The organism is Sneathiella sp., assembly GCF_047631475.1.
Lineage (GTDB): Bacteria > Pseudomonadota > Alphaproteobacteria > Sneathiellales > Sneathiellaceae > Sneathiella.
The window spans coordinates 1-22,380 of sequence record NZ_JBLHZT010000017.1; the positions used below are offsets into that span (position 1 = coordinate 1).

A 22,380-nucleotide genomic window follows, 5' to 3' on the forward strand; every position below is an offset into this window, starting at 1 on the left:
ACCTCACTCTTGTTATCGGGCAATATGCGATGGATTGGCATTTACGCGACCGGAAGCAGAAAACAGTGACTGACACTGTCAAAAACTGGCAAGAATATTGGCCAGATACTGTCGTTCTCCCACATCCTAGTCCCCGAAATAACATCTGGCTGAAACGCAACCCCTGGTTTGAAGTTGATGTCATTCCCAAGCTTCAGGATAGAATCCAGAAATTGATTTAGGGTTTTTATTTAAATAATTGAATTAATTGTTATTTTTTCTGTATTCAGGAGGCGTTTTCCCGGTCCACCCTTTGAACGCGCGGCTAAAGGTGGGGGAGTCGAAATAACCGGATAACACGGCAATGTCGGCTACCGACAGATCAGTATCTGTTAAATATTGGCGCGCAATATGACACCGCACTTCATTTTGAATGTCGCGAAAACTGGTGCCTTCTTTTTTTAGATGGCGCCGCAGGGTTCTGGTATCCTGATTTAGAAGATCCGCCACGTTTTCCATCGTGAGTGAGCGAGAACGATCCTCCATAATGATTTTGCGAATATGTTCGGCCAGACCCGATGCAGAGCGCATCCGTGAAAGGATTAATTTGCATTGTTCCCGGTAAGCGGCCGAATGAGAAATGTAGGATGCTGACAAAGGACGTTCTGCAAAGGCCCGGTCATATATCAACCGATCATAGGGCTGGGCATAGGAGACCGGAATCCCCAATAGTTTTTCATAGCGGCCGTAATCATCGGGCTTGTCTCTTCTAAGTTCCAGTCGGCAGGTGTCTAAAGGATGACCCGTGAGTTCGCGTGCCCGTGCCAGATTTGCCGAAAAAAACAGATCCAGAAAGAAATTCGGTATTTCAGGCCAAAGAGGAGGCAGTAAATAGCGAATTGCCATGCGCTGCCCGGAGAGTTCAAGACTGACAGGATTTCGCGGCGTCGGCTGTAAAACCCAGATATGATCCAGCATTAACTGCTGTGACTTGAGAAGGGTATCACAATGCAATATCGCATGTCCCAAGATGCCGTAGGATAATGTGGTGGTTTTCAGGCCCACGATTAAACCGAGGTGGTTTTCCCGACTTTCTTGAACGGCATAATAGGCAAGAAGTCTCAGTCTGGTAAGGCGGTCCTCATTGCATGTTTCAAGCTGCTGCTTGATTGGCAAGGTGGGTATGCGTTCCTGTTCAAGGAAAGAAAAAAGCGAATTTTCAAAAGCGAGGCGCTTTATCATGTCCTGTATTGCCTATCATGTTGTCCCTTTGTGCCCTTTTTGTGTAACGCGTTTATCCGCATTATGAAAACAGAAATTAATTGGGGGACTAAATGACAGCATTTCAAACCATGATAAATCCGTCAGAAGATGTGATGAATATTGCCAAAAGCTTTTCTGAAGAAATTCGGACGCGGGCGAGCGAGTTTGAGGCACAGGGATATGTCTCGCAAGACCTCGCCGATCGGATTGCAGAAACGGGTCTTTATCGATTATGCACACCAAAAAGCCTCCATGGATTGGAGAAGTCTCCAGTAGATTATGCGGCAGTGACAGAATATCTGGCGCATGCCGATGGCTCGGTCGCGTGGGTGGTTTTTATTGGTATTACATCGGCAATTTCGGTTTCAAATCTGCCCGATGATGCAGTCCGGCGAATTTTTCTCTCGGATCCAAAGGCCATTACCGCTGGTGTCTTTGCGCCAATGGGACGGGCGATTAAAACAGTTCAAGGGGACAGAAGTGGTTATCGGTTGACCGGACAGTGGCAGTGGGGGTCAGGGTCCCGAAATGCGGCTTTTATCTCGGGAGGAGGGTTTGTAACTGACCCTGAAGGTGCAATTCTCAAAACACCGGATGGACGCCCGGATCAAAGAGCCTTCTTTATGCCGACGACTGACATCGAGTTGCTTGATACCTGGCAGGTTTCAGGGTTGAAAGCGACTGGTTCTACGGATTTTCGCGTGCGGGATTTGTTCGTGCCTGAAGAAATGACATTTGACGCCACTCGCATGTCTGGCCCAGACGGTGCCATTCACAAATTTCCTATTTTTGCACTGCTTGGCATTGGAATTGCGGCCGTTGCTTTGGGTCTTGCGCGGGCGTCGTTGGATGAACTGGTCGGATTTGCAAGCGAGAAGACACCGCAGGGAAGTAGCAAACCGCTTGCTCTAAAACCGTCGACCCAAAGTCAGGTGGCGAAGGCGGAAGCGGAATTGCGGGCTGCCCGCCTGTTTTTCTATGAGTCCATTTCCCGAAGTTGGCAAAACGCGATGCAAGGCGATGAGCCTAGCATTGAGGATCGCCGGGATATCAGGTTGGCGACAACCCATGCGACCAACTCGGCCGCCAGGGTTATTGACCGAATGTATCGGTTGGGCGGGGGAACGTCTGTCTATGCCAAAAGCCCGTTGCAGCGCCATTTCAGAGATGTCCATGTGGCAACCCAGCATATGATGGTCAGCGACGCGACGCTGGAGTTGGTCGGAAGGTTATTTGTCGGCGTGGAAACAAATACGGCCCAACTATAAAGAGGCGGTGAAATCGGGGTTTGAAAAAAAGCTATACTTTTAACTACGTTTTTAGTAGCTATATTAAAAACAGTCTAACGATGAATAAATAATAGGAACAAGCTGTGCCCCGTAAACTTGATAAACTCTTTTCGCCGTTTTCGTCACCAAAACTTTCTTTGCCCAATCGGTTAGTGATGGCACCCATGACCCGATTTTTTTCGCCAGATGGCGTTCCGGGCCAGAATGTAGCCGACTACTATCGTCGCCGTGTAGAAGGGGGAACCGGGCTCATCATCACGGAAGGGACTGTGGTGAACGATCCTGTTGCTTCTCCACACCCCAATGTTCCTCATTTCTACGGTGAAAAAGCATTGGCCGGCTGGGAAAATGTGGTGAAGGCTGTTCACGGTGCCGGCGGCAAGATTATGCCGCAAATCTGGCATGTTGGAATGGCACGACGGGCAAACGAGGCGCCTAATCCTGAACTGCCGAACGCCAGTCCCTCTGGCATATTGCACAATGAAAAGAAAATCGCCGAGCCTTTAACTGAAGACGAGATTGGGTTTTTGGTCAAGGCTTATGCGGATGCTGCAACGGCCGCTAAAAATATTGGATTTGATGGCGTGGAAATTCATGGTGCCCATGGATATCTGATCGATCAGTTCTTTTGGGAGCAGATGAACCGGCGGGAAGACGGGTATGGCGGAGACCAAGTAAAACGGACATCATTTGCCGCAAGGATTGTAGCTGCCATTCGGGCTGCGACGGGCGAGGATTATCCAATTGTTTTTCGATTCTCCCAATGGAAGCAGCAGGATTATAGTGCCCGTTTGGCCGAGAGCCCCGAAGAACTGGCCGCGTTTCTTAAGCCACTGGTTGAGGCGGGAGTCGATATTTTCCATTGCTCAACCCGCCGATATTGGGAGCCGGAATTTGAGGGTAGCCCATTAAATCTCGCGGGTTGGACGAAAAAACTGACCGGCCTGCCAACCATCACGGTGGGAAGTGTTGGTCTGTCCAAAGACATGATGTCTTCGTTTAAGGGTGAAGACTCCGGTACCCGCAGTATTGAGGATCTCGGCGACCGGCTGGAGACAGATGAATTTGATCTGGTAGCCGTTGGCCGCGCCCTAATTCAGGATCCGGAATGGCCAAAGAAAGTGCGTGAAGGACGCATGGATGAACTGGAAGATTATTCCGCTAAATCACTTGCGGAACTGGTCTAAAAATTTATCTTAAACTATTGATCCCGTTGAATTTTGTATTTTCAACGGGATCTTGTGTATTGTTATATGAGAAGTGCCTTCAGGCAGTCAAGCCGGGGAGAAGAGAAATCCCTTCGCCAGGCAAGGAGGGTCTGAATGTGAGCATACTCACCGTCAAGAGGCAGCGTCTGAAATGTACCGTCCAGTTGCACCCGTGACAACACGGATTGGGGGATCACACTAAAGCCACTTCCCGCTGAGACGGAGGCAAGAATAGCCAGATAAGAACTTAACGAATGTGTTGCGGACGGAAAAATTTCATTATCCATTAGCCATCGCTCCAAATAACGCCGATAGGCGCAGCCAACTTCAAACGCGATTAACGGACGACCATTTAAATCAACACCCATTTCCAAAGAAGGGTAATTAGTCGGGGCTATCAGTACCAGTTGCTCTTCAAAAACCGAAAGACTATCAAGGGTCGGGTCAGTCAGTGGTTCAGCAATAAACGCCGCTTCAATTTCATACTTTTGAAGACGGGTCAGTAATGCAGCTGCGGTTCCCGTCACCAACTCAATCTCAATCGCCGGGTAAAGGGCGTGGTATTTAGACATAAAAGCGGGCAGGCGGGCCGCCGCCGTACTTTCCATTGCGCCAATCCGGAACGATCCGGAAGGCTTTCCCTCGCGAAATGCTTCTGTGGTTTCTTCAGACAAAGAATGAAAACGTTCTGCGTAAGATAAAAGCAATTTCCCGTCGGATGTGAGATCCAGACCTCTATTTTTCCGTAAAAACAGTGACTTGCCTAGGTTTTCTTCAAGTTGTTTGATCCGCGTACTGATGTTGGATTGTACACGCCCCAGCTTTTGAGCAGCTTTTGAAACGCTGCCTTCCGCCGCAACCGTTCTAAAAATTTCCAAGGCCTGAAGGCTTATATTTTGCATTCTAATATCTCGTTTATAGAAACCAACTATCACTATTATTCATTTTTAAAGATATATGATAGTCGGCATACTCAGCAAGTATCAAGTTCTGATTTGTAGGGTGGGCAGAGTGACTTTGATGGAAAAGGAAAAAGGTAATTCACTGAGAATTACAGTTATTGGTTTTACAACCCTCGTCATCGCCATGGGGATTGGCCGTTTTGTGTTTACCCCGATCTTACCGTTGATGCAGAATGAAAATCTGTTGACAGTATCGGAAGGGGGATGGGTTGCCTCTGTTCATTTTCTTGGCTACTGGATTGGCGCGACCGTCGCCTCCCGGCTTCCGCTGGCACCAAAATTGGTCCTTAAGGCATCCCTTGTGATCATTGGCCTGTCAACCCTGTTGATGGGTCTGACCGACCTGATTTCTCTTTGGTTAATTCTGAGATTTCTAGCCGGTTCTTTGAGTGCCTTTTGTCTTGTGATGGTCGGTGGCTTTTATATCGAGTATTTGGCCAAGCACGGGCAAGTGGCAATGCAGGGGGTTGTTTTTTCCGGTGTGGGCGGGGGGATTGCTTTATCTGGCCTGGCCGCATTGGTGATTATGCAGTTGGGCATTGGAAGTTCGCACAGCTGGATTATCTTCGGCGCCGTCATATTGATCGCGGCGGCGTTTCTTTTCCTTTTGATTGGTGACGAGATTCCCGGAAAAAAAGCGATGAAATCCGCAGAGCTAACCGCTGAAAAGACCCCTTTGAATTGGCGCAATATTATAGCATATGGCGCAACGGGCGTGGGTTATGTCATACCGGCAACCTATTTGCCAGTAATGGCGCGTACCGTGATCAATGATCCGTTGATTTTCGGATGGAGCTGGCCAATTTTCGGAGGGGCTGCGTTTGTCTCGACCATTCTTGCAGCGCGATTGCAACGTCACTTTACAAATGCCGCCATCTGGCGGATTAGTCAGCTTGTCTTAGGGACGGGACTATTGTTGCCTTTGATATCCGGTCATGTCGGGATGATTTTATTGTCCGGGTTATGTGTTGGCGGAACGTTTATGATCATTACCATGATGGGTATGAAAGAAGCCCACCGGTTGGCACCAGCCTCAGATGCGCTTCGCCATATTGCGGCGATGACCGCGGCATTTGCCGCCGGTCAGATGGTTGGCCCGTTAATCGCCAGTTTATTATATCAGGTGAACGGTACATTCACCTTGTCCCTCGTGCTGACAAGTTCTGTTTTGTTCGGAACAGCATTTCTGGTTCGAAAATAGGGTGGCATTCAGGAAACAGCCTGAAGTCCTTTTAGCCAGGATACGGCTTCCTTCCAAAGAGGTTCAGATTTCGCACGGAAATATCCAAAATGACCGAGGGAGCTGATCCCTTCTGTTTGAGGGACGATATGGCGTCTTTCCATATTAGGGTAGGCTTTCATCATGGCATCGACAGATTTTTCAGTGCCCCATTTATCGTCGTCAATACTGTAGGCAAGGACAGGAATATCAAAATTATTGTAACGATCAAGGGGCAGGGTTTTGTCGCCTAGAATATAGTCCCGATGGCGACACCAACCGGCCCATTCTGAACTGACCTTACCTGGTAAATCTTCGGCCCCGAACCAACTCCACGGCATGTATCCCAGAAGGAAACTGGTAACCGGGAGCGTGACCCAACTATGAAGCAGAACCATCCATTTCTGTTCCCCGCCCTGTAGGCGCCAATGACCGCTTTGTGCCGATACGGTCAGCATTCCGTCGATATTGTCGATATTATCCATAAGGCCCGCGGCCTGACCCCCAAAGCTGTGGCCGATCATAAAAATTTTGTCCGGGCATTTCTCGGACCGGAGCCAGTCGACCATGCCGGCCATGTCCTGCAATGCCCAGTCCCTCATCCGCGCAGTGAAACCACGAAGATTTGCGGGCCGGGAGCCACCAATCCCACGGTAATCGTACGTCAAAACGGAAAATCCTTCCTGAACCAGAAATTCCGCATAGTTTTTGTAAAACTGACGCGGGACGGCCGTTGCGCTGTTAATCAGCACAAAATGAGAGGACGGTATTTCCGCTGTGAAAAGGGTCGCACTGAGTTGGTATCCGTCTTTTGCCGGAAGCGAAAGGTTCTCTTGGATAACAGTCATGGGTTTATGTCCTTATTTTTTGAGATGACTGAAACGGTTTCAGAAGATCTGACAACTGGTCCCGCATGATTTGCAGGGGGGCGGTACTGTTTTGTGCTTTTGCAAGCAAAAGCGCCCCTTCGATGGCAGAGATCGTTGTAATTGCCAAGTGATTGGCTTTCTCTTCTGGGGCGCCGAAGACGTGGATCTGCTCGGCGAGTAATTTTTCGTAGGATGAAAACGCATTGGCACAGGCCTGTTGCACCATAGGAACATCTGCTGCCGTTTCCAAGGCGACTGTGGCAAGAGGGCATCCTTTTCGGTAGCCGCTTTCCTCCAACTGCTGAATGTAATAATCGCAAAATGCCTGAATACCCGCCACAGGGCTTCCCGTTTTGTCGATGAGTTTTTGCAAGGATACCAGCATCTTCTGACCCGCGAAATCGACGGCACCAGCGGCCAATCCTTCTTTCCCATCTGGAAAGTGGTGGTAGAGCGAGCCTTTAGGGACCCCGCTTTGACCAATGATGTCAGATAACCCCATCGCATTATAACCCTTTGTCCGAAGGAGCAGGGATGTTGCTTCGAGTAATTTTTCACGGGTTTTTGATGATTTTGAATACACAAAGATTTCCAAATTTAGACCAATTGGTTTAAATGTACCGACCGGTCTAAATTTGTCAAATCATTTTTGAACTTCTAGAAATGGTGTGAATAGCTTACAAGTGCACCAACTCGGTGGTTTTCTTCATTTTCTTCGTCCTGATACTTGTATCCAACCCCCAGAAACACCCCGCTATCGAATTCATAACCGATTGACGCTTGTACGATGTCTCCGTCAATGGCTTCGTCGATTTCTACAGAATTGTCATTGCGGATATGGCTCCATGTAGAGCCGACATTCCAATTTTTGTAGGTGATTTCCAAACCTGCTGTGTGCCAGGTGCGATCGTGGGCGGCTTCGCCGTTCAGGTGGCGGATATGCATAATCTCCCCGATCATTCTGCCTTCGAGATCCTTGGTGAAACGGTGTTTGTAGTTCAACGAAACAGAATACCGGTTTTCATCCTCTTCATTGTTTTTACCAGCGGCCTGATGAGCAAAACCAAGCCGATAGGATAGCCCCTGTACGATATTATTGTTCAAGGAATAAAAATCCTTTCCCCCTAAAGAGACTGCAAACGAGGATAGATCTTCTGTATTGGAAACACCGCCATCTTGCTTTTCAACGGGGTCTTGATGGTTGAAGAGTGCGCCGCTGAGAAAACTTGTATCGGCGAAAAAGCTGCTGGCTTCGAGTTTGTGCTTGCCGAAGTCGCCCATATCTAATTTGAGATTTGCTCCCAGTCCAATTTTTTCACGCAGCGCATATTCATGAATAACCTGATAGCCGTAAATGCCAGGAAACTGATGATAATCAAAACCAACCACTGGAGAGAACTTGCCGGCCATCACTCCAAATTGGTCGGTTTCATAGCGAATATTCAAATCTCTGATTTTGAGGGTGTGATCGTCAAAAAAACGACTGTGGCCTTCCGCTGCATTCCCGCCGCCGCCATGATCATGGCCCGCAGGCTCTCCTTCCAGTTCGATAACACTGTTGAGCGAGAGGCCGGTAGAGAAAACGTACCCCAAATCCAAATGCGTATGGCTATAGATTTCTGAGATCTCCTCGTCTTTTTCTTCAGCGTTGTAGACAATATCGCTGTGTATCTTGGTATCCAGATGTCCATAGAAACCAGCGGCGCCTTGAGGGGAGTGCGAGGCGTTGCCGTGATTATGGCCGTCACCGGCAACGGCAAGAGCCGGCAGAAAACTGAGTGCAGTGACGAGCGAATAGATTTTAAAAGATAAAGGTTGCATTGTGAGTCCACTTAATGAAATGTTATAACATAACAAATCTAGATGAGTGAATTTGTCAACGCCTTTTTTGAAGTCTGGTTCTGAACGCCGTTGAAATGGGTTGCCAAATGGGCTTGACTTAGAATAGTTATATTATAACATAACCAAAATTTTTAGGTAAAGTGATGAAGAAATACGTCCTGGCAGTTGCCGTCGCATGCGCGCCCTTTTCCCTGTCTTTTGCAGCAGAAACCAAAGGTGTGATGACAACCATCGCTCCGTTACATTCTTTGGTCCAAGGGGTCATGGGAGAGACGGGAGAGGCTGAATTGTTAATACAGGGATATGCGTCCCCCCACAATTATCAGTTAAAACCTTCGCAAATCCGCAAGTTGCAAAAATCTAATTTCGTCTTCTACATTGGAGGCGGCTTCGAAGGGTTTCTATCCAAAACTCTGGAAACATTACCTTCGCATATTCGAAAAATCAGTATGGCGAATAAAGCCCGACTGGAAGTTCTGGAAAATCGGGCAGGAGGTGCTTGGGAGGCGCACGCACATTCAGGTCACGCGCATGAAGGAGATGAGCACGATAGCGAGCATGAGCGTGAGCATACCAAAGATAAGGGGCATGATCATGAAAAAGACCATGCGAAAAATCACGGCCATGATAAAAAACATGCTGATGAAGAAGAGCATAAACACGCGCATGAAGATGACCATAAGCATGCTGATGAAGCTGAGCATAAGGACGAACACGCACACGAACACGAACACGGTTCATCTGATGACCATGACGCTGACATGCACAGCACCAGTGACGATCATCATTTTTGGCTTGATCCAGACAATGCCGTGGAAATTGTAAAAACCATTACGCGCGAGCTGTCTGTTGTCTATCCTGAAAATCAGGATTTGTATAAGCAGAATGCCAAAGCAACGATTGCCCGTATTCGCGCGACTGATCAACAACTGGCAAAAGAACTGGAAGCAGTAAAGGATATTCCCTATATCGTTTTTCATGATGCCTACCAGTATTTTGAAAAACATTATGAGCTGACTGCCGTGGGATCGATCCTGTTAGAGCCTGATGAAAAGCCGGGTGTTGGTCGCATTCGGGAAATTCGTCGTAAGCTGATCGACAGCAAAGCTGTTTGCATTTTCAGGGAGCCACAATTCTCCGATAAACTTGTTAAGACTGTTTTGGAAGGGACCGAGGCTAAAAGCGGAACGCTGGACCCTATCGGTTCGGAAATAGCGGTTGGGGAAAATCAGTATACAGACCTGTTAAAAAGCTTGTCACGTGGGTTGCAGGACTGTCTTAAGTCACAGAAATAGATTATGTTGGAATGTAGAACAGTATCCTATCGTATTGATAATCAACATATTTTAAGGGATGTGAATGTCACATTGGAACCGGGAGCCCATCTGCTTGTTCATGGGCCGTCCGGGTCTGGAAAAACTACGCTTTTGTCACTTTTGGCGGGGCTAATTCCGGTCACTACAGGCACTATTCATTATAATGGAGTTCCTTTTCATCAACTGTCCGCCTCGGAGGTGGACAGGTTTCGCGGAAGCAATATGGGATTTGTGTTCCAATCCCATCACATGGTTCCGTTTCTGACTGTGGAAAAGAATTTGATGCTGCCTGACTTGATGAGCGGCAAAGAGCCCGAAGAAGGAGCGATCATATCGTTGCTTGAAAGGTTGGAAATTGGCCATCTCTTACAAAAGAAAGCCAGTGTATTGAGCGGCGGTGAAAGTCAGCGGGTTGCCATTGCCAGAGCCGTCATCGGGCGTCCCAACTGGATCTTGTGTGATGAGCCTACCTCTGCACTGGACGATAATTCAGCAAATCTTTCTGTCAATTTATTGAAGGCAGAGGCGGAGAAAGTCGGGGCATCCCTTATCATCGTCACCCATGACAGTCGCTTGAAGGCGATGTTTCCAAATGACCAGCGCCTTGATCTAAGAATTTGGGAAAAAGCATGACCCTTGTTACGCTTTGCTTGCAGTATTTGCGCTTTAGGCCCTTCGCCACAACCCTTCATATCGTGTCCATGGCCGTTGGAATGGCGATGGTTACTTTATTGCTGCTTTTTTCTGACTATTTGCAGCATCGCTTTCTCAACGAAGCCGCCGAAATTGACCTTGTGGTTGGCGCGAAAGGAAGTCCGCTACAGCTGGTCCTTTCGTCGATTTATCATCTGGATATTCCCCCTGGAAATATCGATTATAACCGGGCTATGGCAATAAAGCAGAACCGACATGTCAGGAAAGTCATTCCGCTGGCACTTGGGGATCAATATAGGGGGCGGCGGATCGTGGGCACCAGTTCAGAATATCTGGAATATTTTGAAGCTGAATTTGCAAACGGCGGCATATGGCAAAACCCGATGCAGGTGGTTCTTGGTTCTACTGTGGCGCAAGAAACGGGGATGGTCATTGGCTCCGCCTTTTCGGGGAACCATGGTCTTGTAGGGCAGGAAGGCGCGCATCGTCATGACGAGCACCCGTATCGAGTGGTTGGGATTTTAAAGCCTACCGGTCGTATCATTGATCGCTTGATTGTAACACCTGTGCAATCGGTGCTGGACATTCATCAATCTGAGGGTAAGGCATCTAAGGCGGAGATCACGGCGTTGCTGGTTTTTTATCGAACCCGGGCGGCTGCCTATGGTTTGCCGCGTCAAATTAACACGCAGACGCCGTTCCAGGCCGTTAGTCCTTCCTTGGCAATGACACGACTTTCATCCATGATCGGTATTGGTCAAACGGTGTTGAATTGGATCGGAGGAGGGTTGTTGTTATTGTCACTGGGGGGTGTTTTCGTCGGACTATTGTCCGCGATCCAGCAACGTAAATACGATTTGGCTCTTTATCGTGTTCTAGGGGCGCGGCCTTCCAAAATTTTTGCCATCGTTTTGATGCAGGGTCTTTTTATTGCCGTTATTGGTAGTATTCTAGGGGTTGTTGGCGGGCTGGTCGGGTTTGAAGTCTTGGTAACTTTATTTTTAAAAGGAGAGGGGCTGAATGTTGAAACCCTTCTTCACAAGACAGAGCTTCTTTATTTATGGGGGAGTGTTGTCGTTATATCTGCCCTGATCTGCCTTGTGCCGGCCTACCGGGCCTATAAAATCGACATTCGGCATTCCTTGATGGGGGGGCAGGTGTGAAGCATATATTCTATTTGAGCCTGATCCTGATCTTTTCATTTGCCGGTGCGTTGCAGGTTCAAGCCTTAAGTGAACAGGAACTGACTGAGCAGGAACGGTTGGATTTTGAACAGAACTGGAAACCGCTTGAGGTAACAGGGGGGGCTGTCCCGTGGTCAATCTTTGCGGCGACAAAATCCTTTGAAGTCTGCAAGACTGAAAAAGACGGATATGATGCCTGTTACTTAAAACCAGTTTATGCCGATGACGTTAGAAATCTGGACGGAACCACTGTTACAATCATGGGATATATGTTTCCCTTGGAGCAAACAGAGGATCAAAAGAATTTTTTAATTGGACCGTATCCCTTAAGTTGTCCGTATCATTACCATATCGGCCCTGAAAATGTGATTGAAGTTATCGCGCCAAAGGGCATCGCTTTCTCCTTCGATCCGATTACAATCCGAGGGACGCTGTCTGTGCGATATGAACAGGAAACCGGTGTCTTCTATTTTTTGGAAAACGCGACTGTGTTGTAAGGGGCGGTTGACGGTTTTCGGCTTCGGGGTATCCTTTGGACAACGAAACTTAAAAAAAAATCAGGAAACCGTTATGCCAGCGCAAGAAAACAAAACCGTTTTGGTTGAAAAAAAGGGTGCCATCACCACAGTAACAATAAATCGGCCAGAACGGCGTAACGCAGTGGATTATCACACGGGCCGGCTTTTGCTTGAGGCTTTTGATGATTTCGATGCCGATGATAGCCAATCGGTTGCAATCCTGCGGGGAGCCGGAAAATACTTCTGTGCCGGGTTTGATTTGAAATCCCTGTCTTCAAGTGAGCTTTCTTACGAACCGGAGGGCGATGGGGTGATGGGGCCGACACGCAGACTTCTCAGTAAACCCGTTATCGCTGCGGTAGAGGGATATGCCGTCGCGGGGGGGCTCGAACTTGCGCTGTGGTGTGATCTGAGAGTAGTTGCTGAAACCGCCCGTTTCGGTGTTTTCTGCCGTCGCTGGGGCGTTCCGTTAATTGATGGAGGCACCGTTCGGTTACCTCGCTTGATTGGTCATAGCAGGGCGCTCGATATGATTTTGACCGGGCGCGAAGTGGATGCAGGCGAAGCTGAACAGATGGGCCTGGCGAACCGTCTGGTGGCGGAAGGAGAGGCTTATACGGAAGCTGTTAAACTGGCGGAACAATTATGTTCGTTCCCGCAAACCTGTTTGCAGGGAGACCGATTGACATCTTACCGACAATGGGGAATGGATGTGGAGGATGCCCTGCGCCTTGAAGGGATAGAGGGTGAAAAAGCCTTGAAACAGGAAGCGCAAACAGGGGCGGCGCGCTTCGCCTCAGGATTAGGGCGAAGCGGGGATTTTTCTAAAATCTAAAGATATGCCTGATTAAACCGCAATGGTTTTGAGGATATCTCTCATAAATTGAGGTAAGGGAACAGGGCGGTTGGTTATTCGGTCCACATATACATGGATGAAGTGACCTTCAGCGGCGGCTTCCTGTTCCTTATCCCGGAATAAGGCAATTTCGTATCGTACAGAACTGTTTCCCATATGGGCGACACGGACGCCCGCTGTCACAATATCGGGGAAGACGATGCTTTTCGAATATCGACACTGGGTTTCGACAACAAGACCAATCACTGTACTTTTTTGAATATCCAGCGCACCGTTCACCACTAGAAACTGGTTTACGGCAGTATCGAAGTAACTGTAATACTGAACATTATTCACATGACCATACGCGTCATTATCCATCCACCGTGTTGGTATGGTCAGGAAGTGCGGATAATCCCGGCGGGAACTCAGATCTTTTCTGGCGTTCATAAATTAAAGCGCTTTCTGATAGATGGTCAGGGCATCCTGATGGGTGACGGGCCGTGGATTGTTGACCAGAAGTCGTGTTTGCTCCATCGCCGCATCCGCCAGTTTAACAAGGTCCTGTTCTTGAATGCCGACTTCGCGCAATGTGGTTTCGAGCCCAAGATCCCGCGACAGGTCAGCAAGGCGGTCAATGAAGTCCTGACATATTTTTTGTGAACCGCCTGTCTGGTCGATATCCGGAAAAACCAACGGCGCCAGTGCCGCATAATCTTCTCCGCATTCCGGTGCATTGAACCGCATCACTTCCGGAAGAACCAGTGCGTTTGAAAGTCCGTGGGGAACATGGAAAATTCCACCGATCGGATAAGCAAGGGCGTGAACAGCAGCGACAGGAGAATTGGCAAATGCCTGTCCGGCAAGGCAAGCCCCCAACAACATGTTTGAGCGGGCTTCGCGGTTTTGACCTTCTTTAACGGCTGTTCGGATATTGGCACCTAGAAGTCTGAGCGCTTCTTTTCCTAATGTTGCAGAAAGAGGGTTATTGTTCGCGCCGCGAGAGGTAAAGGCTTCGATGGCGTGTACCATTGCATCGATCCCGGTGGCGGCTGTGACATGCGGCGGTAGCCCCAAGGTCAGGTCAGCATCCAATATGGCGATGTCTGGCAAGAGTTTGCGGGAAACTACGCCTTTTTTGGTTTCTGCCCCGACAGTTACAATAGAGATGGGTGTTACTTCAGAACCGGTTCCGGCGGTCGTTGGTATTAGAACAAGCGGCAACCGACTTCCCTTAATCATATCGATCCCGTAAACATCACCAAGTTGTTCGTCTCCCTTTGCCAGTAGGGCAACAAGCTTGGCGACATCCATGGATGAGCCGCCGCCCAAGCCAATGATCGCATCTACCCTGCGTTCCAAAGCGATTTTTGTCGCAGCCAGGATTATGCTTTCTTTTGGGTCGGCCTCAACATCCTCAAAGATGGAAACCTGAATGTCTGCTGCTTTTAAACTTTCCAAAGCTGTTTCGAGGAGGCCATATTTAACAATCCCCGGATCGGTTACGATCAGGATATGGTTTCCAATATTGGATTTTACGAGCTCACCCAGGCCTGCCATGGCGCCGGGATTGCAGATCAGCTGCGGTGTGGTGTTAAATGTAAATGTGGTCATTTTCTCTTTTTCTTGTAACCGGATGTGACAGCCTAACCTGTTTAGACAGTTTCGAAAACCATCAATTCTGGAATTAATAGGGATGATTCGTGAAACGGCTTTTTGAAGGCGAAGAAGGATTGTTTTGGAGGATCTGACAGGAATTTTGTTATATTTGATATTTTTTTATTTTTGTTTTCTAAAGTTTAAATCCATACAAAAAATTAGGTCTTTCGGGTCAGTTTTTGCAAATCATACTCAATAGTTTAACTTTTTTCATATGCTTTAGGTCGTGTTTTTTCTTTGCTTTAGTCATATTATTAGGAAATATTGATTATTCATACATAAGAATAGAACGTAATCTGTTAAATATAGATTTACTATTAATTAATAATAGACTCCCAACTTATCCCTACAAAATAAATTATTAAGAAATTTAATTACAACAAGACAGGGTTTTTGAAGTAATCGAGCAGTTTTAACAGGCGAGTTCGGTTGCATCTGGGGAATGGAAACGTGAATTATAAAGGGACTGAGGTTTTCTTTGATCAGAATGATCTGATTGTGAGCAAAACCAATTTAAAAGGGCATATCACCTATGCCAACCACACTTTTTTAGAAATCGCGGGATATGAAGAGGCTGAAGTTATTGGTCAGCCACACAATCTTATCCGACATGAAAATATGCCCCGAGGGGTTTTCGAGCTGTTTTGGCGACAGATAGCAAACGGGCAGGAGATTTTCGCCTATGTGGTCAATGCAACAAAAAACGGAGATCATTACTGGGTCGTTGCTCATGTTACGCCAAGTTATGCCGATGGGCGCGTAAACGGATATCATTCAACAAGGCGGGTGCCGGACCATGCCGTGATTAAATCTACGATTGAGCCGTTATATGAGGAGCTGAACGCTATTGAAGCGCGTTCTTCCGATCGAAAAACGGGAATTCAGAACTCTGTCGCTCATTTGAACGGAATGCTGGAGGAGGCCAGAAAATCCTATGATGAATTTGTTTCGTCGATCATGTGGGGAGTAGCGCAATGAACGCTTATTCACAAACGGAAAGAGCAAGTGACACATCAATCCCCTATGAGCGAATTTTGGAGATTATTAAAGTTGTCGAGGACACCTGTCAGGGTAATTTTGATAGCCGGATCAAAAATATTCCAACCGAGGCGTCTTTAGAGCGCCATCTTTGTGTGAAAATAAACGAAATGATCGATCGGTCGGACGCCTATGTTCGGGAGTCGACGGCGTGTCTCGGGTTTATCGCTGACAATCAGTATTTTAGAAGAATTGCGCCTGAAGGCCTGCAAGGCTCATACGGTTACGCCGCACAAAAGATCAACACGGCCGCGGATGGGATTGAACAGAAAATCAAACGCTTTTCAGAGGTGGTTGAGTCAATTGCCAGTGCGTCAGCGCAGCTGAACGCCAGTTCATCGGTAATGGGTGAAACCATTGATGTGACGAGCGAAAAAACCAAAACTGTTGCGGCGGCAGCAGATGAGGCCGGCAACAACACCCAGACGGTCGCATCCGCGGCAGAGGAATTAAATTCCTCCATTCAGGAAATCAACAGGCAGGTTTCAAATTCCGCGACAATGTCCGCGGAGGCTGTTGCCCAGTCGAAGGAGGTCAATGCGTTGGTCTCTGGATTATCCGAAGCGTCTGACAAAATTGGTGATGTTGTTAATCTGATTAATGACATTGCAGGGCAAACAAAACTCCTCGCCCTGAACGCCACAATTGAAGCTGCCCGCGCCGGGGATGCTGGCAAGGGATTTGCTGTCGTTGCGAGTGAGGTGAAAAGCCTGTCAGCACAAACTGAAAAAGCGACCGATGACATAAAAAAACAAGTGCAGGACATCCAATTTGCAGCAGGGAATGCTGTTTCTTCTATTGGGAGTATCAGCGGGTCAATCGGGAAGCTAAGTGAGGTGTCGTCTGCTATTGCGTCTGCCGTAGAAGAACAGGGTGCGGCGACACACGAAATTTCGAGAAACGTTCAGGAGGCAGCGTCGGGCGTTCAAAAAGTAACTTTCAGCGTTGGCGAGGTTAATCAGAACGTCATGCAGGTGAGTGAGAATGCCAAGGAAGTACAGGATGTCGCCAGTGATTTAAAGGCACAGGCCGATATACTGGCGCAGGTTCTCAGTCGCTAAGCCTGTTTTTAAATTTTTCAGATTGTTTCGGAAGTTCCAATCGATACCCATAGCCCCAATCAGATTTAATCTTAATGTTGATTGGGGCCAACTTCCGGCGCAGTTTCATGATATGCATTTTTACAGCGCTTCTAAACGGCTGATCCAGCCTTTCCTGATACAAAGAATGCATAATGAAGTCATGACTGATTGTTTTTGACGGATATCTGTATAGCAGGTGGAAAAGTCGAAAAAGGATCGGGGATAAACGAATTTCGTGGCCAAGGCCTGCTAGCACCCCATTGTCTACGGTCAGGGCGTGCTTGCCGTGTCTGCTGTCTTGAGGGAGCTTAGTATAGGGTTGCCCGCATTTGCTGCAGATGTTTTTCATGATGCCGCTCTTATGGTTAATTTCAATAGTCAGAACGAGCCTTGCCAGTATCGTGTGAGGGCAACGCAGACTTGGATATTCAGCAATTTCATTCAGATTATACTTGTTCTTGCGTCTGGACGGTGGCTTAATCCTTCAAACGGCTATACACGTTCCCTACGGAGGCAAGAATGAAGTCATTGTCGGTTATCCTGTTCAGTGTTACGTCTTTTTTGCTGGGGGCTTGTGATGAACCCGCAACCAACAAATCCGAACCGATTAGAGCGGTTAAACTGTTTGACGTATCGCAGAATGCGGGCAGAAACGAACGTATTTTTTCTGGGAAGATCATTGCCGCCAATACGGCAAATTTAAGCTTTCCGCTGGCCGGAACGGTAAAAAGTATTTCGGTCAATATTGGTGACAAAATCGAGAAAGGCCAGATCCTTGCTACATTGGATCCGGTCCCGTTTGAGCTGGATGTAGAAGCGGCTGAAGCGGAGCTTGGCAAGGCCAGATCCGCGGCCGCAGAAAAGGAAGAAGATTTCAAACGCAATAAGCAGCTGTTTGAAAAAGGTTGGGTAAGTAAGGCGGCTTTGGAGCAGGCGCAATATGCGTTGGAAACTGCGCTGAGCGAGGTCAACTTTAAAACAACCCGGTTAAATCAGGCTAAGAGGGCGCGGGCGGATGCCGTGTTGACGGCTCCCTATCAAGGGGTCGTCGCCGAGAAATTCGCTGAACCAAATGAAGAAGTTGGCGGCGGAAAGCAGATCTTATCGCTGGATGCTGAAGGCGCTCTTGAAGTGTCAATTTCAGTGCCTGAAAATGTCATTTCAAATCTCAATATGGGAATGGTGGCAACCGCCAAATTTGGTGCCTTACCCGGAGAAACTGTCAGGGGGCGTGTTACGGAAATCTCGCGGGTTGCCGGTGTCGGTAACGTCTTTCCAGTGAAAGTCAGTTTAATTGAACCACCATCCGCTTTACGGGCTGGTATGAGTGGTGAGGTTTCACTGGTGACCCAGAATGCGCCTGGAGAACACGGTTTTCTGATTCCCCTGACCGCAATTTCTGCGTCCGAGAACTTAAAAGACAGTTTTGTTTATATTTTTGATCCGGCTTCTCAAACGCTGTCACGACGCCCTGTCATTCCTGAAACGGTCCGGGGAAATTTGATTGCGGTAAAAGGGGTTGATGCCGGGGATCTGGTTGTTTCTGCAGGCGTTTCATTTTTGTCGGATGGTCAGAAAGTCAAACGAATAACCAGTGTAGCGAATTAAAGCAGCGTTCAGGATAGGGAATATCGGCATGGCATATATCACTGAATTTGCGCTTAATAACTCGCGAATTACGATCTTGTCGGTTCTGGCAATTGTGATCATGGGGGTTTTGACCTTTGTGACATATCCAAGCCGTGAAGACCCGTCCATTGTTATTCGAAATGCGAACATAACCACCCAGTTTCCTGGAATGTCTTCGCGGCGCGTTGAAGACCTTTTGACCCGCCCTTTGGAAGAAAAAATCCGTCAGATACCCGAAGTTAAGCATATCGACTCGGATTCAAAAACCGGGGTTTCCCTGATCAAAATTATCCTGCATGACTCGGTCGATGATTTGGCGCCGGTTTGGGCAGATCTTCGGGATAAAATGACAGATATTACATCTGAACTGCCCGAAGGCACGATCGGTCCGCAGGTTAATGATCAAGTGGGAGAAACAGCGGTCGCTACGATTGCGTTGTGGAGCGATGGTTTCTCATTGTCAGAAATGAAGGAGACCGCAAAAAATCTCAGTGAAAAATTTTATACGCTGGACGGGATCAGCAAAGTTGAGCGATTTGGTGAACAGGATGAGCGGGTCTATCTGTATTTTAAACGCTCTCGTATCACACAGTTGGGCATCAATTTGAATACAGTTGTTGCTACGCTGAGGGACCAGAATATTATTCTACCCGGCGGAAAAATTGACGCTGCGGGTCAAAATATCATTCTGGAGCCCAGTGGAAATTTTGATACGGTTGAAGAAATTGAAAATACCTTTATTGAGATCCCGGAAACAGATCAGGTCTTTCGGCTAAAGGATCTTGTAGAAATTCAACGGGATTACATCGATCCGCCAAAAGACCCGGTTTATTTCAACGGTAAGCCCGCCATCATTATTTCGCTTTCCATTAAAGAAGGGATCAACAGTGTTGCCTTTGGCGAGAAGCTTGTTGAGAAAGTGGACGCCCTGCAACAACAGCTTCCCTGGGGGTATGTCCTCGATTTCGCGACTTTCCAGCCAGAACTGGTGGAAGATGCGGTTGAAGGAGCGGTCAACAACCTTTATCAGACACTGGTGATCGTCCTTGTCATTGTCATGCTTTTCCTGGGGGTGCGAACCGGGCTGATCGTCGGCTCTTTTGTCCCCATAACAATGTTGATGAGCATTATCATCATGCGCCAGTTCGATGTTGAATTGCAGCGCGTATCGATTGCGGCAATGATTATTGCGCTTGGGATGCTGGTTGATAATGGCATTGTGATCGCAGAAGATATTGGCGTGCGACTGAAGAAGGGAGAAGATCGCCGAGCGGCGGCGATTGAAGCGTCAAAAACACTGGCGATGCCGTTGCTAACCTCATCTTTGACAACCATCCTGTTTTTCATCCCGATGGCCCTCTCTGAAGGAGGCGCTGGTGAATTTACGGGCTCTTTGGCGCAGGTTGTTACGATTGTTCTGTTGTCTTCGTGGTTTCTTTCACTGTTTTTGACGCCTGTATTATGTGTCTGGTTTATGAAAATATCGAAGTCAACGGTACCCAAAGACGGGCAGGGACAAACCAACAGCTTTAAAAGCAGGTTTGAACGGCTTTATAGATCAATTTTGGAAGCTGTATTGAAATTTCGGTACCTTTTCCTGCTTGGGATGGTGGGGCTGTTGCTTCTGTCAGGTTATCTCCTGAATTTCGTTGGTAAGGAATTTTTCCCGCTCGGGGATCGCAACCAATATTTGATTTATCTGGATTTACCTGCGGGAACGTCTGTTAAAAAGACAGATGTCGTGGTTGGCAGACTAACGGGCTGGTTATCTGATCAGGAAATAAATCCCCAGATTGAAAGTAATATCGCCTATGTGGGCAATGGTGGCCCTCGGTTTTTCTTGTCGCTTGCCGCAATGGATCCTGACCCGCATCGGGCTTTTATTCTAGTGACGACAAAATCAACTGAAGATGTGGACGGCCTTGTTGCTAAAACACGGCGTTATATGTTGGATGCTTTACCCGAAGCGCGCGGCGAAGCGAAAAAAATGTGGATGGGTGCTTCTGAAGCTGGACTTTTCCAGTTGCGGTTTGTCGGCGATGACAGTCTGGTTCTGCGGTCTCAGGCCGATAAGCTCGTTGAAACTCTAAAGCAAATACCGGGAATGCTGGTTGCGAAACAAAACTGGGAAAACCCGGTTATCAAAATCATCGTCGATGTGGATCAGGCGCGGGCCCGGCAAGCCGGTGTTACATCGGAAGATGTTGCTAATGCCCTGAATATCTATTTTTCAGGAAGTGCCATCACGGAATTTCGGGAAGGGGACACGGTCATTCCCATTGTTATCCAGTCCGATGAACAGGAAAGAGGGACAATTAACGGTTTGATTGACGTTGTTGTTTTCTCATCCTCAAGAGGGGAATGGGTCCCGTTGGATCAGATTGCCACGATAAACGGACAATGGGAAACTGCGCGTATCAAGCGCCGAGATCAGGAAAGAGCAATCATGGTGACGGCAAAGCATCAAACTTTGTCGGCGGCTGAAATCTTTAGCGGTTTGGATGGGTATCTGGCCGGATTGGATATACCCGACGGGCATCGTTGGGAAATCGCGGGTGAAGTTGAAAGTCAGGCGGAAGCCAACGAAAAGCTGTTTGCCAATTTACCCGTTTGTCTGGGGATAATTGTGTTACTGCTGGTCTGGCAATTTAATTCGTTCCGCCGACCGGTCATAATCTTTTTGACGATCCCTTTGATACTGGTGGGGGCAACGGCGGGCCTTTTTGCATTGAACGCCTTGTTTGGCTTTATGGTAATTCTTGGGTTTTTCAGTTTGGCGGGGATTATCATCAATAATGGTATTGTTCTGATCGACCGGATTGATTTTGAACGGGACCGTGGCCAGACGGCTTATGACGCATTGGTTACGGCGTGCCTTGCTCGTTTACAGCCGATCATGATTACGTCCCTAACGACCGTTTTGGGATTGTTACCGCTGATTATCTCGCAGGACCCACTATTTTATGCAATGGCAAGCGCCATGGCGTTTGGACTGGGCGTGGGAACCGTCCTGACGTTGGCGGTAGTCCCGACGTTATATGCGGTCTTCTTCAATATTCGTCCAGAAACGGGCTAATCCTTAGGCGGCTATTTTTATATTTACCGTTCGCTGATTTCAATCAATGTATTGGACACCGCATTGGGTACGGTTAGATGATCGATCCTTAACAAATGGGAGTTTGTTCAATGTCAGTCATTATCGATCAGCTTACCAAAGATCATAAAACGATGTCGAAGCTTCTCTATTTACTCGATCAGGAAGTCGATAAATTTACATCAGGCAAAGTTCTGGATTATCACCTTGTACAATCTATCTTGGAGTTTCTGACCCGCACCAGTCAGTTTAAACACCACAAGGCGGAAGACGAGATTTATAAGTGGGTGAAAGTCAGAAGTCCGGAAAAAGCCTCAGAAATTGAGGACCTTCCCATCGAGCATAAAAAATTATCTTTCCTGGCCGATCATTTGTTAGAGGCCGTTGATAACATCGAACAGGATAACGAGATCCCGCGAATGTGGTTTGCCTCGGTCGCTCAGGAATATAGTACGGCCCATAAAAATCACCTGCGGATGGAGGAGATAACTCTTTTCCCATTGGCCCGCCAAGCGTTGCAGCGGGACGACTGGAAAAACGTTTCCAAGCATTTGGCTGACCGTCATGATCCTGAGTTTGAGCAACTGGAACAGGAAGAACTAGACGAACTGAAAGCCGATATTCTAAGTTGGCATCATGGTCATGTGACCTAACCGGGTTTTTTGATTTACAGCGGGTACGATTTTCTGAGCTTTTTATAGAGTTTGCGTCAGAAGGGAAGGGCCATCTGGACCTTTCAC

Annotated in this window: 22 protein-coding genes; 14 read left to right on the forward strand and 8 right to left on the reverse strand. The window is 47.8% G+C overall.

The features are described 5' to 3' along the window. On the forward strand, window positions 1–221 hold a 221-nt coding region (locus ACJAYR_RS08850; protein WP_415236267.1), incomplete at its 5' end, for a uracil-DNA glycosylase family protein. A gap of 22 nt (window positions 222–243) precedes the next feature. Here the strand turns inward: ACJAYR_RS08850 and ACJAYR_RS08855 are convergent. Beyond that, window positions 244–1,221, reverse strand: a complete 978-nt coding sequence (locus ACJAYR_RS08855) for a helix-turn-helix domain-containing protein (RefSeq protein ID WP_415236268.1) — start codon at window positions 1,219–1,221, stop codon at window positions 244–246. A gap of 92 nt (window positions 1,222–1,313) precedes the next feature. Here ACJAYR_RS08855 and ACJAYR_RS08860 point away from each other — a divergent pair, with 92 nt between their 5' ends. Continuing rightward, window positions 1,314–2,510 carry an acyl-CoA dehydrogenase family protein gene (locus ACJAYR_RS08860; protein WP_415236269.1) on the forward strand — a complete coding sequence of 399 codons (1,197 nt, stop codon included), beginning with the start codon at window positions 1,314–1,316 and terminating at the stop codon, window positions 2,508–2,510. A gap of 104 nt (window positions 2,511–2,614) precedes the next feature. Beyond that, the gene (locus ACJAYR_RS08865) at window positions 2,615–3,718 is read left to right on the forward strand and encodes an NADH:flavin oxidoreductase (protein WP_415236270.1); all 1,104 of its coding nucleotides are present in this window, start codon (window positions 2,615–2,617) and stop codon (window positions 3,716–3,718) included. A 62-nt stretch (window positions 3,719–3,780) separates the two neighbouring features. On the opposite strand, the gene ACJAYR_RS08870 is transcribed toward ACJAYR_RS08865, so the two are convergent. Then, window positions 3,781–4,641, reverse strand: coding sequence for a LysR family transcriptional regulator (locus ACJAYR_RS08870; RefSeq protein ID WP_415236271.1), 861 nt, complete (start codon window positions 4,639–4,641; stop codon window positions 3,781–3,783). A 118-nt stretch (window positions 4,642–4,759) separates the two neighbouring features. Here ACJAYR_RS08870 and ACJAYR_RS08875 point away from each other — a divergent pair, with 118 nt between their 5' ends. Next, entirely contained in the window at window positions 4,760–5,902 is a 1,143-nt protein-coding gene (locus tag ACJAYR_RS08875; protein ID WP_415236331.1) for a YbfB/YjiJ family MFS transporter, read from the forward strand. Window positions 5,903–5,910: 8 nt separating this feature from the next. Here the strand turns inward: ACJAYR_RS08875 and ACJAYR_RS08880 are convergent, their stop codons facing one another. From ACJAYR_RS08880 to ACJAYR_RS08890, 3 genes are all read right to left on the reverse strand, one after another. Continuing rightward, on the reverse strand, window positions 5,911–6,768 hold the full coding sequence (locus ACJAYR_RS08880; RefSeq protein ID WP_415236272.1) for an alpha/beta fold hydrolase: 858 nt from the start codon (window positions 6,766–6,768) through the stop codon (window positions 5,911–5,913). Between the two features lie 4 nt (window positions 6,769–6,772). Beyond that, window positions 6,773–7,372, reverse strand: coding sequence for a TetR/AcrR family transcriptional regulator (locus ACJAYR_RS08885; RefSeq protein WP_415236273.1), 600 nt, complete (start codon window positions 7,370–7,372; stop codon window positions 6,773–6,775). A 74-nt stretch (window positions 7,373–7,446) separates the two neighbouring features. Beyond that, complete coding sequence (locus ACJAYR_RS08890) at window positions 7,447–8,610, reverse strand: hypothetical protein (RefSeq protein ID WP_415236274.1); 1,164 nt, start codon at window positions 8,608–8,610, stop codon at window positions 7,447–7,449. 164 nt (window positions 8,611–8,774) lie between these two features. Between ACJAYR_RS08890 and ACJAYR_RS08895 the strand changes: the two genes are divergently transcribed. The 5 genes from ACJAYR_RS08895 (at window position 8,775) to ACJAYR_RS08915 (ending at window position 13,138) form a co-directional block, all read left to right on the forward strand. Further along, a complete protein-coding gene (locus tag ACJAYR_RS08895) occupies window positions 8,775–9,926 on the forward strand; it encodes a metal ABC transporter solute-binding protein, Zn/Mn family (protein ID WP_415236275.1) in 1,152 nt (383 codons plus the stop codon). A gap of 3 nt (window positions 9,927–9,929) precedes the next feature. Next, a complete protein-coding gene (locus tag ACJAYR_RS08900; protein WP_415236276.1) occupies window positions 9,930–10,580 on the forward strand; it encodes an ABC transporter ATP-binding protein in 651 nt (216 codons plus the stop codon). Then, on the forward strand, window positions 10,577–11,764 hold the full coding sequence (locus ACJAYR_RS08905) for an ABC transporter permease (RefSeq protein WP_415236277.1): 1,188 nt from the start codon (window positions 10,577–10,579) through the stop codon (window positions 11,762–11,764). Before ACJAYR_RS08900 ends, ACJAYR_RS08905 begins: the two co-directional genes overlap by 4 nt. After that, on the forward strand, window positions 11,761–12,282 hold the full coding sequence (locus tag ACJAYR_RS08910; protein WP_415236278.1) for a DUF3299 domain-containing protein: 522 nt from the start codon (window positions 11,761–11,763) through the stop codon (window positions 12,280–12,282). The genes ACJAYR_RS08905 and ACJAYR_RS08910 overlap by 4 nt, the downstream gene beginning before the upstream one ends. 73 nt (window positions 12,283–12,355) lie before the next feature. Beyond that, the gene (locus ACJAYR_RS08915; protein ID WP_415236279.1) at window positions 12,356–13,138 is read left to right on the forward strand and encodes a crotonase/enoyl-CoA hydratase family protein; all 783 of its coding nucleotides are present in this window, start codon (window positions 12,356–12,358) and stop codon (window positions 13,136–13,138) included. A gap of 12 nt (window positions 13,139–13,150) precedes the next feature. Here ACJAYR_RS08915 and ACJAYR_RS08920 read toward each other — a convergent pair whose 3' ends face one another. Together ACJAYR_RS08920 and ACJAYR_RS08925 are read right to left on the reverse strand one after the other, a co-directional pair. Then, a complete protein-coding gene (locus tag ACJAYR_RS08920; protein ID WP_169545683.1) occupies window positions 13,151–13,588 on the reverse strand; it encodes an acyl-CoA thioesterase in 438 nt (145 codons plus the stop codon). A 3-nt stretch (window positions 13,589–13,591) separates the two neighbouring features. Next, window positions 13,592–14,752, reverse strand: coding sequence for an iron-containing alcohol dehydrogenase (locus ACJAYR_RS08925; RefSeq protein WP_415236280.1), 1,161 nt, complete (start codon window positions 14,750–14,752; stop codon window positions 13,592–13,594). A gap of 495 nt (window positions 14,753–15,247) precedes the next feature. Here ACJAYR_RS08925 and ACJAYR_RS08930 point away from each other — a divergent pair, with 495 nt between their 5' ends. Together ACJAYR_RS08930 and ACJAYR_RS08935 are read left to right on the forward strand one after the other, a co-directional pair. After that, window positions 15,248–15,775: a PAS domain-containing protein gene (locus ACJAYR_RS08930; RefSeq protein ID WP_415236281.1), complete on the forward strand. Its 528-nt coding sequence runs from the start codon at window positions 15,248–15,250 to the stop codon at window positions 15,773–15,775. Then, window positions 15,772–16,896, forward strand: coding sequence for a methyl-accepting chemotaxis protein (locus ACJAYR_RS08935; RefSeq protein WP_415236282.1), 1,125 nt, complete (start codon window positions 15,772–15,774; stop codon window positions 16,894–16,896). Before ACJAYR_RS08930 ends, ACJAYR_RS08935 begins: the two co-directional genes overlap by 4 nt. Here ACJAYR_RS08935 and ACJAYR_RS08940 read toward each other — a convergent pair. Further along, the gene (locus ACJAYR_RS08940) at window positions 16,886–17,266 is read right to left on the reverse strand and encodes a helix-turn-helix domain-containing protein (RefSeq protein ID WP_415236283.1); all 381 of its coding nucleotides are present in this window, start codon (window positions 17,264–17,266) and stop codon (window positions 16,886–16,888) included. The genes ACJAYR_RS08935 and ACJAYR_RS08940 overlap by 11 nt on opposite strands. Window positions 17,267–17,436: 170 nt before the next feature. Between ACJAYR_RS08940 and ACJAYR_RS08945 the strand changes: the two genes are divergently transcribed. The 3 genes from ACJAYR_RS08945 (at window position 17,437) to ACJAYR_RS08955 (ending at window position 22,293) form a co-directional block, all read left to right on the forward strand. Then, window positions 17,437–18,525 (forward strand): efflux RND transporter periplasmic adaptor subunit, encoded by a 1,089-nt coding sequence (locus ACJAYR_RS08945; RefSeq protein WP_415236284.1) that lies wholly within the window; start codon window positions 17,437–17,439, stop codon window positions 18,523–18,525. Window positions 18,526–18,553: 28 nt separating this feature from the next. After that, window positions 18,554–21,622 (forward strand): efflux RND transporter permease subunit, encoded by a 3,069-nt coding sequence (locus tag ACJAYR_RS08950; protein ID WP_415236285.1) that lies wholly within the window; start codon window positions 18,554–18,556, stop codon window positions 21,620–21,622. Window positions 21,623–21,732: 110 nt separating this feature from the next. Continuing rightward, window positions 21,733–22,293: a hemerythrin domain-containing protein gene (locus tag ACJAYR_RS08955; RefSeq protein ID WP_415236286.1), complete on the forward strand. Its 561-nt coding sequence runs from the start codon at window positions 21,733–21,735 to the stop codon at window positions 22,291–22,293. Window positions 22,294–22,380 lie beyond the last annotated feature (87 nt).